The following is a 7,191-nucleotide window of genomic DNA, read 5'->3' as shown; positions in this document are numbered from 1 at the left end:
CCGGAGCGTGAAGGTCTCGGTGGTCAGCAGGCTCGGGGCGGTGAGCTGCGGGTTCTGGAACGGCATCACCCCACCCTGACACGAGCGAGCGGAGGGGCGAGAAGGGTTTTGAGAACCCGCTGATCTGAGGCTCTTCATCAGCCGCTCATGAGACCAGTGCGATCCCGACTACCATCAGCGCCACGAGCTTGACGGCCTCGAGGCCCACGTACCAGTAGTGCGCGTTCGACCGCTTGTCGGTCGGTCCGCCGGCGAGCACGGCGTCGGTGCGGCGGGTGAGTCGAGGCCGGACGGCCAGCAGCTGGATCAGTAGGGCGAGGATCGCGACGGCGGCCGGTCCCTCACCGGGTGCCGGACCCAGCAGCACGCACACCAGCAGCACCAAGGCGAAGACGCCCTCGGCGATGTTGAGTGCCCGGAACACAAGGCGCCCGATCCCGAGTCCGATCGGCAGCGTGACGCCCGGCGCGCGGAACTTCAGGGGCGCCTCGATGAACGAGATCGCGAGCACCATGCCCACCCAGAGCCAGGTGGCGGCGGTGGCGATCGGGAGCGCGGCAGGGAAACCGCCGCCGAGGGGTGCTTCGACCATGGCCGAACCGTATCGCCGGGTGGGCCGGTGCTCTCGGGACCTCGGGCCCGTTGACACCACGCCACCACCGAGGTTCAATAGAACATTCGTTCGATCGCGGGTGGTGCGAACGGATGTCGGTGGCTCCCTCTAGCGTCGGCGAGCGTAGGTAGGAGGTGTGTGATGCACACAGGCACAACGGTCCGTGAGGACAGCCGCGAGGCCCGACTCGCGGCAGCGCAGCGGGCTCTGGCTACGGCTGAGGCGAGCGCCGGGCTGCGCCAGCGGCTCACGGGCGTCACCACACTCGCCGCCGCGGGGGCAGGGCCGGCCCAGGCACCGCCGTCGACCTCTCTTCCCCCCGAGCTGCTGCTTCCGCTGCCGGCCGGGCTCGAGGAGGTGCTGCCGTGGGGCGGGTTGCGGCGAGGTGCGGCGGTGCAGGTGTCAGGGTCGCGGTCGGTGCTGCTGACGCTGGCTGCTGCCGCCGCCGATGCACCGGGTCAGGATCTGTGGTGCGCGGTGATGGCGATGCCCGATGTGGGGCTGGCTGCGGCGGCGGAGGCGGGGCTCGACCTGAGTCGCACGGTGGTGGTGCCGCAGCCCGGTCCCGATGCGCCCTCGGTCCTGGGGGCCTTGATCGATGGCTTCGACGTGGTGGTTCTCGGCCCCTGCCGGGCGTTGAGCGAGGCCGATCGTCGTAGCGCCGGGCACCGGCTGCGGAACCGGGAGGCGTTGCTGCTGTCGGGCGGTGCGTGGCCGGGTGCGCAGGCGGTGCTGGAGGTGGGGGAGCGGTCCTGGCTCGGCGTCGGCGCCGGCGAGGGTGTGCTGACCGGTCGGGAGGCCACGATCACCGGGTATGTGCGCGGGCTCGGTCAGCCTCGCCGCGTCCGGGTGCGGATGGATGCCGACGGCGGTGTGACCCCGGTCGGCGAGCGTGCTCGCCTCGTGTCGGGCGAGGGTGAGCTCCATGGGGTCGATCTCGCGAGGGCAGGCTGATGAGCGCGGTGGTCTCGACGCCGCTGCCGCAGGAGCCGGGCCCTGAGAGCAGTGAGCTGGCGACCAGACTGGCGGTGCTGTGGGTGCCGGACTGGCCGGTGGCTGCCGCGGTGGCGGAGGGGCTGGCCCAGGCGCACGAGCCGGTGGCGCTGCACGATGGCCGCGGGCTGGTGGCGGTGTCTGCGCGTGCGCGGGCCGAGGGGGTGCGGCGGGGCATGCGGCGGCGTGCGGCGCAGGGGATGTGTCCCGAGCTGGTGCTGCTGCCTGCCGATGAGGGGCGTGACGTGCGGGCCTTCGAGCCGGTGATGCAGGCGTTGGAGGAGGTGGTGCCGTCCTCGAGCCTGCTGCGGCCGGGCGTGGCGGTGCTGTCGGCGCAGGGGCCGAGTCGATTTCTGGGTTCGGAGGAGGCGCTGGCGGAGGCGCTCGTGGGGGCGGCGGCGGCGGCAGGTGTGGAGGCCCAGGTGGGTATCGCCGATGGGATGTTGACGGCGATGCTCGCGGCACGCTCCTCGGAGCGGGTGCCGCACCGCGAGGCTGCGGGATACCACGCGGTGCGTGTCGTCCGCGACCTGGTGCACGTGGCCACCACGCGGGACTCGCGCGCGCGGATGATGGATCTGGTGGACCTGTTCCGGCGACTGGGGCTGGGCACGCTGGGGGAGCTGGCGCGGCTGCGTGCCTCGCAGGTGGGGCCACGGTTCGGTGCGCTGGGGCTGCAGGCGCACCGGCTGGCGCGCGGGCTGGACGCGCAGCCACCGCGGGTGCGGCGGGCCGAGCCGGACGTGGTGGTGCAGGCCGATCTCGATCCGCCGGCGCACCGGATCGACGCGGCCGCGTTCGCAGCGCGGCGGCTGGCGGAGGAGCTGCAGACCGTGATGCTGCGGCGCGGCGTGGTGTGCGCCCGGTTGCGGGTGCAGGCGCGCACGGAGGATGGCGGTGCGTTGGAGCGCACCTGGCGGCTCGATGGCGGTGCGCTCACCGCCGTGGAGCTCACGGACCGGGTGCGGTGGCAGCTGGAGGGGTGGCTGTCGGGTCGCAGCGGTCAGCGCCCGAGCGCGCCGGTGGTGGCGCTGGAGCTGGCGGCGGAGGAGGTGAGCCCGGCCGCGGTCGCCTCCGACGGGCTGTGGGGTCGGGTGGGTCGCGGGCAGGCACAGGCGGGTCGGGCGGCGCTGCGGGTGCAGGGTCTGATCGGGGCCGACGCCGTGCTGAGCCCGGTGCTGCAGGGAGGTCGGTCGCCGCGGGACCGGGTCCGGCTGGTCGCATGGGGCGATGAGCCGGTGGCGCTGCGGGACCCGAAGGCGCCGTGGCCCGGTCAGATCCCCTCGCCCCTGCCCGCCACCGTGCCCACCGCGCCGCTGCCGGCCACGGTGCTCGATGACGACGGCAGTCCCGTGACCGTGGGCGATCGTGGGGTGCTGCACGGCATGCCCGCCCGGGTGGAGGTCAACAGACGTTCCCGCGAGGTCACCGGCTGGGCAGGTCCATGGCCGGTGCACGAGCGCTGGTGGGCTGGTGGTCGGCCGCGCACCTACGTGCAGGTCGTCTGCGGTGACGCCGCCCTGCTCCTCGCCGGGGAAGGGGAGTCGTGGTGGGTGGAGGGGATGTATGACTGAGCCACGGTGTGCGAATCCACGGCCTGATCGAGACCGACTTAGTCTGGTCAGGCTGACCAACGCGCCGTATGATGGTGTCATGACCATCGTGAACGTGCAGGAGGCGAAGACCCGGCTCTCCGCGCTTCTCGTCCAGGTCGAGCAAGGCGAGGACATTCAGATCGCGCGGGCCGGAACCGTGGTCGCACGCCTTGTCCCTGCCGTGGAACCGCCAGAGCGGACCTTCGGAACCATGAGTCTCGAGATCCCTGCGGACTTCGACGAGCCGCTTCCTGACGACGAGTTGGCGGCCTGGGAGTGAGGTACCTGCTCGATACGCACGTGCTGCTGTGGTTGCTGGGCGCACCCGAGCGGGTGGGCAGCACGGTGCGGGACGCTCTGGCCAGCAAGGAGAACACCTTGCTCGTGTCGGCTGCCTGCGCGATGGAGGTAGCGACCAAGGTCCGGCTCGGACGGCTTGGCGGCGCCGATAGCCTGGTGACGTCATGGCCGGCGAGAATCTCAGAGATCGGCGCTCAGGAACTCCCGATCTCCGCTGAGCACGCGGTATTGGCCGGATCGATGTCATGGGAGCACCGCGACCCGTTCGACCGGCTCCTCGTCGCGCAGGCGCTGGTGGAGAACGTCGGGCTCGTGACGGTCGATCGGTGGATTCTCAAGTTCCCCGGGGTGAGGACCCTGACCTGGTCGACATGATCAGATGAGCGAATGCACCAGGTCGACGGCGTCGGCCAGCTGGGCGAGTTCGGTCTCGCTCTGATGGGGGTCGGCTCGGCGGAGGGCGGCCGCGTCGGTGAGGTGGTCGGAGAACGGAGACACCTCGCTCGTGAAGGAACCGAGGAGCGAGGTGAGCTGGGTGACCAGGTGGGCTTCGCCGTCGTCGGGGCTGGCCGACCCGGGCATCGAGTCGATGACGATCTCGGGCGAGATCACCACCTGAGCAAGGATGAGAGCACTCATGGCGACGTCGAGATCTGCGGGGCCGGGGCGCGCGTTCGCCCAGTCGATGACCACGGCGGTGCTGCCGCTCATGATCACGTTGAGCGGGTGCAGATCGAGGTGAAGGAGCGGCTGTTCGCCGGGCCACGGGAGGGTGTGCAGGGCGTCGTGCAGGTGAGCGAGTAGCCTGCCGCCTTCACGAGGGTCGAGGGTGCCATTCAGTAGCTCCGCGGCCATCGTGGACCCCTCCAGCTGCTCCATCACGAGGTCGGGACCACTCGCCGACTCGACCGCTGGCACCGGGTAACCGAGCCGTGCGAGCTCACGCATGAGCGCTCCCTCCACCTCGGCGGAGCGACCATCACGGTAGCGGCGCAGCACGAGGCCGTCACGGTGCCGGTAGACGTCCGCGTCGCGACCGCTGGCCAGAAGATCCATGGCCTGAAGCGTATGTGAGGAGCTGGGCGCTACGCCCCGGCCCTGACGTAGTCGCTCAGCGGCGGGCGGGGGTGCAACGTCTCGTGCACGATGGCGGCGATCGCGAACTCGCTGGCCTCGCCGAGTTCGATCGCGGAGGGGTCGAGCAGCCACTGCAGCTGCAGCCCGTCCATCACAGCCAGGATCGACGCGGAGCCCTTGTCGATCGTCTCGCGGTCGGTCACGCCCTCCTGCTCGCACAGCACCTCGAAGGCCTCACGCAGATCGTTCCGCAGCACGCGGTAGCGATCCACGAAGTAGCCGTGGGCGGCGTGCCCCTCGGTCACCGACTCCGAGGACAGCACGGTGAAGACCTGCACGATGCCGGGGCGGCGGCTGTTGGCGAACGCCGTGCGTACCAGGTGCAGGAACAACTCGGGGCCGCCCGGGATGTGCTGGTCGACGAGTTCTTCGACATCGGTCTTGTCCCGGTACTCCAGCACCTCCATCAGAAGCTTCTGCTTCGAACCGAAGTGGTGCAGCACGCCGGCATGCGTCATTCCCACCTGGTCGGCGATGTCGGCCAACGTGCCGTTGGTCGACCCCTTGGTGCCGAAGGTCTCGATCGCCGCCTTGAGGATCTCGTCGCGCTTGCGTGCCGTGGTGGGCCGAGATTGCGGCTTGCGAGATGTCTTTTCGATCACGACCACCTCCGCGTAGTTGCGCACCCAGTTTGCTGCAGGTAGCCTCCACCGTAGCGCACTTACTGACAAGTAAGTTAGCTAGGTGGGCGGACGCTGCAGTCCGTCGGACGGGAGCGCAGAGGTCGCGCTCCCACTGAATCAAGGACCACTTCGAGGGAGAAGCAATGAAGCTCAGAAGAAGATCTCTGATCGCGGTCGGCGCGATCGCCGCGCTCAGCGCCGCCGTCGTGGCCGGCTGCTCACCGAGCGAGGGTGGTGGCGGCGGGAACGGCAACGGGGGCGGGAACGGCGACAGCCCCGGCGTCGCTCTCACGATCGCCAAGCCCGACGGCGCGATCACCACCGAGTCGCACAACCCTTACCTGGGCGACTCCTCAGCCTCCAAGTACGGCTACGCCAAGGTCATCTTCGAGCCGCTCGCCCTGGTGAACCCGACCGGCGACCTCGGCACCACCCCGTGGCTCGCCGAGTCCGTCGAGTGGAACGAGGACTACACCGCGGTCACGGTCGTCCCGCGCAGCGGCATCCAGTGGAGCGACGGCACCGACTTCACCGGTGACGACATCGTGTTCACCTTCGACCAGTTCCTCAACGGCACGCTCACCGACACCTCCGGCCTCAACTACGAGGGCGCCACGGTCGACGGCGACGCGATCACGTTGAACTTCGCCGACTCCAAATACACCGCGCAGGGGCGCGTGCTGCACACCCCGATCGTTCCGAAGCACATCTGGGAGAACATCGAGGACCCCAACACCGACCCGCTGACCGAAGAGGGTCAGGCTGTGGGCACCGGCCCGTACGTGCTCGACGTCTGGTCGACGGAGTCGGTCACACTCACGGCCAACGAGAACTACTGGGGCGGCGACCTCGCAGTTCCGCAGCTGAACTACATCTCCTACGGCGACAACGCCGCGCTCACCACCGCCCTGGTCTCGGGCGAGGCCGACTGGGCACAGGCCTTCATCCCGCAGATCGAGACCAGCTACCTGGCCGCGGACGAGAACAACCACTTCCTGGTGTCCTCGACCGCAGGTGCGGGAACGGTGTTCTTCAATCTGCAGCGCAAGCCCTTCGACGACCCGGCGCTGCGTGAGGCGCTCGCCTGGACCATCGACCGCCAGGCCTATGTGGACATCGCCCGCGAAGGCGCGAGCGAGGTGATCTGGAGCGTTACGGGCCTCGGCTCCCTGCTCGAGGGCGAGATCCTGCCGGAGTATGCAGACCAGAACTACTCCGTCGACGTGGACAAGGCGCGGGAGATTCTCGAGGCCGCCGGCTACACCTGGGACGGCGCCGGCGCCTTGATCGATCCCGACGGCGAGGCCGTCTCCTTCTCGATCTCGGTCCCTGCCGGATGGAGCGACTGGAACACCGAGCAGGCGCTGATCGCGGAGGAGCTCGACGAGGCCCTCGGCATCGAGGTCCGTGTGGACCAGCCTGACTGGGGCGGCTGGGACGCTGCACGACAGGAGGGCGACTTCGACGCCATCATCCACTGGCTCGAGGACACCGGGAACGCCTACGGCCTCTACACCTCGACCATGGACCCGAAGTGGATCGTGGACGATCGCGCCCAGTTCAACTTCGGCCGCTTCGACGACCCTGCCGTGACCGACGCCCTCAACGGCTACGCCAACGCCGCCTCCGACGAGGAACGGCAGCAGGCGCTCGAGGTCATGCAGACCGCCTTCGTGGAGAACGTCCCGGCGATCCCGCTCGGTGCGCACCCGCTGCTGGGTCAGTACAACACCCGCAACTACACCGGGTTCCCCACCGACGAGGACCAGTACGCCTCCGCAGACCCGACGCAGCCGGGGATCGTGCAGATCCTCGTCAACCTCGAGCCTGCCAACTGATGGCGTGAGGGGTGGGGGGGGGCGGCGGGCCCCCCCCCCCCCCCCCCCCCCCCCCCCCCGCCCCCCCGCCCGAGCGCACCGCTCCGGCCCCA

General features: G+C 70.0%; 8 protein-coding genes. 5 read left to right on the top strand and 3 right to left on the bottom strand.

Annotated elements, in window-relative coordinates; all coding sequences use genetic code 11:
- Nucleotides 1–145: 145 nt before the first annotated feature.
- A complete protein-coding gene (locus ACOJSN_RS21720) occupies nt 146–592 on the bottom strand; it encodes a hypothetical protein (protein WP_420114568.1) in 447 nt (148 codons plus the stop codon).
- 162 nt (nt 593–754) lie between these two features.
- On the opposite strand from ACOJSN_RS21720, the gene ACOJSN_RS21715 reads away from it, so the two are divergent.
- The 4 genes from ACOJSN_RS21715 to ACOJSN_RS21700 all read left to right on the top strand — a co-directional run bounded on the left by ACOJSN_RS21715 (nt 755) and on the right by ACOJSN_RS21700 (nt 3,876).
- A complete protein-coding gene (locus ACOJSN_RS21715) occupies nt 755–1,567 on the top strand; it encodes a hypothetical protein (protein WP_420114567.1) in 813 nt (270 codons plus the stop codon).
- Nucleotides 1,567–3,180 (top strand): Y-family DNA polymerase, encoded by a 1,614-nt coding sequence (locus ACOJSN_RS21710; protein WP_420114566.1) that lies wholly within the window; start codon nt 1,567–1,569, stop codon nt 3,178–3,180. The genes ACOJSN_RS21715 and ACOJSN_RS21710 overlap by 1 nt, the downstream gene beginning before the upstream one ends.
- Before the next feature lie 79 nt (nt 3,181–3,259).
- Nucleotides 3,260–3,481: a type II toxin-antitoxin system Phd/YefM family antitoxin gene (locus ACOJSN_RS21705; protein WP_420114565.1), complete on the top strand. Its 222-nt coding sequence runs from the start codon at nt 3,260–3,262 to the stop codon at nt 3,479–3,481.
- The gene (locus ACOJSN_RS21700; protein WP_420114564.1) at nt 3,478–3,876 is read left to right on the top strand and encodes a type II toxin-antitoxin system VapC family toxin; all 399 of its coding nucleotides are present in this window, start codon (nt 3,478–3,480) and stop codon (nt 3,874–3,876) included. Before ACOJSN_RS21705 ends, ACOJSN_RS21700 begins: the two co-directional genes overlap by 4 nt.
- Here ACOJSN_RS21700 and ACOJSN_RS21695 read toward each other — a convergent pair whose 3' ends face one another.
- Complete coding sequence (locus ACOJSN_RS21695) at nt 3,877–4,557, bottom strand: phosphotransferase (RefSeq protein WP_420114563.1); 681 nt, start codon at nt 4,555–4,557, stop codon at nt 3,877–3,879.
- A gap of 29 nt (nt 4,558–4,586) precedes the next feature.
- On the bottom strand, nt 4,587–5,237 hold the full coding sequence (locus tag ACOJSN_RS21690) for a TetR/AcrR family transcriptional regulator (RefSeq protein WP_420114569.1): 651 nt from the start codon (nt 5,235–5,237) through the stop codon (nt 4,587–4,589).
- 167 nt (nt 5,238–5,404) lie between these two features.
- Between ACOJSN_RS21690 and ACOJSN_RS21685 the strand changes: the two genes are divergently transcribed.
- Nucleotides 5,405–7,099 carry an ABC transporter substrate-binding protein gene (locus tag ACOJSN_RS21685; protein WP_420114562.1) on the top strand — a complete coding sequence of 565 codons (1,695 nt, stop codon included), beginning with the start codon at nt 5,405–5,407 and terminating at the stop codon, nt 7,097–7,099.
- Nucleotides 7,100–7,191: the final 92 nt, after the last annotated feature.

The sequence above is a fragment of the Pseudactinotalea sp. genome (assembly GCF_048594945.1).
Classification (GTDB): domain Bacteria; phylum Actinomycetota; class Actinomycetes; order Actinomycetales; family Beutenbergiaceae; genus Pseudactinotalea.
The sequence above is the reverse complement of the archived record's forward strand: the minus strand, read 5'-3'. Positions and strand labels throughout refer to the sequence as shown.

Coding starts and splice junctions, on each gene's coding strand:
- ACOJSN_RS21715 (WP_420114567.1), top strand. CDS start 755: ATGCACACAGGCACAACGGTCCGTGAGGACAGCCGCGAGGCCCGACTC.
- ACOJSN_RS21720 (WP_420114568.1), bottom strand. CDS start 592: ATGGTCGAAGCACCCCTCGGCGGCGGTTTCCCTGCCGCGCTCCCGATC.
- ACOJSN_RS21705 (WP_420114565.1), top strand. CDS start 3,260: ATGACCATCGTGAACGTGCAGGAGGCGAAGACCCGGCTCTCCGCGCTT.
- ACOJSN_RS21685 (WP_420114562.1), top strand. CDS start 5,405: ATGAAGCTCAGAAGAAGATCTCTGATCGCGGTCGGCGCGATCGCCGCG.
- ACOJSN_RS21695 (WP_420114563.1), bottom strand. CDS start 4,557: ATGGATCTTCTGGCCAGCGGTCGCGACGCGGACGTCTACCGGCACCGT.
- ACOJSN_RS21710 (WP_420114566.1), top strand. CDS start 1,567: ATGAGCGCGGTGGTCTCGACGCCGCTGCCGCAGGAGCCGGGCCCTGAG.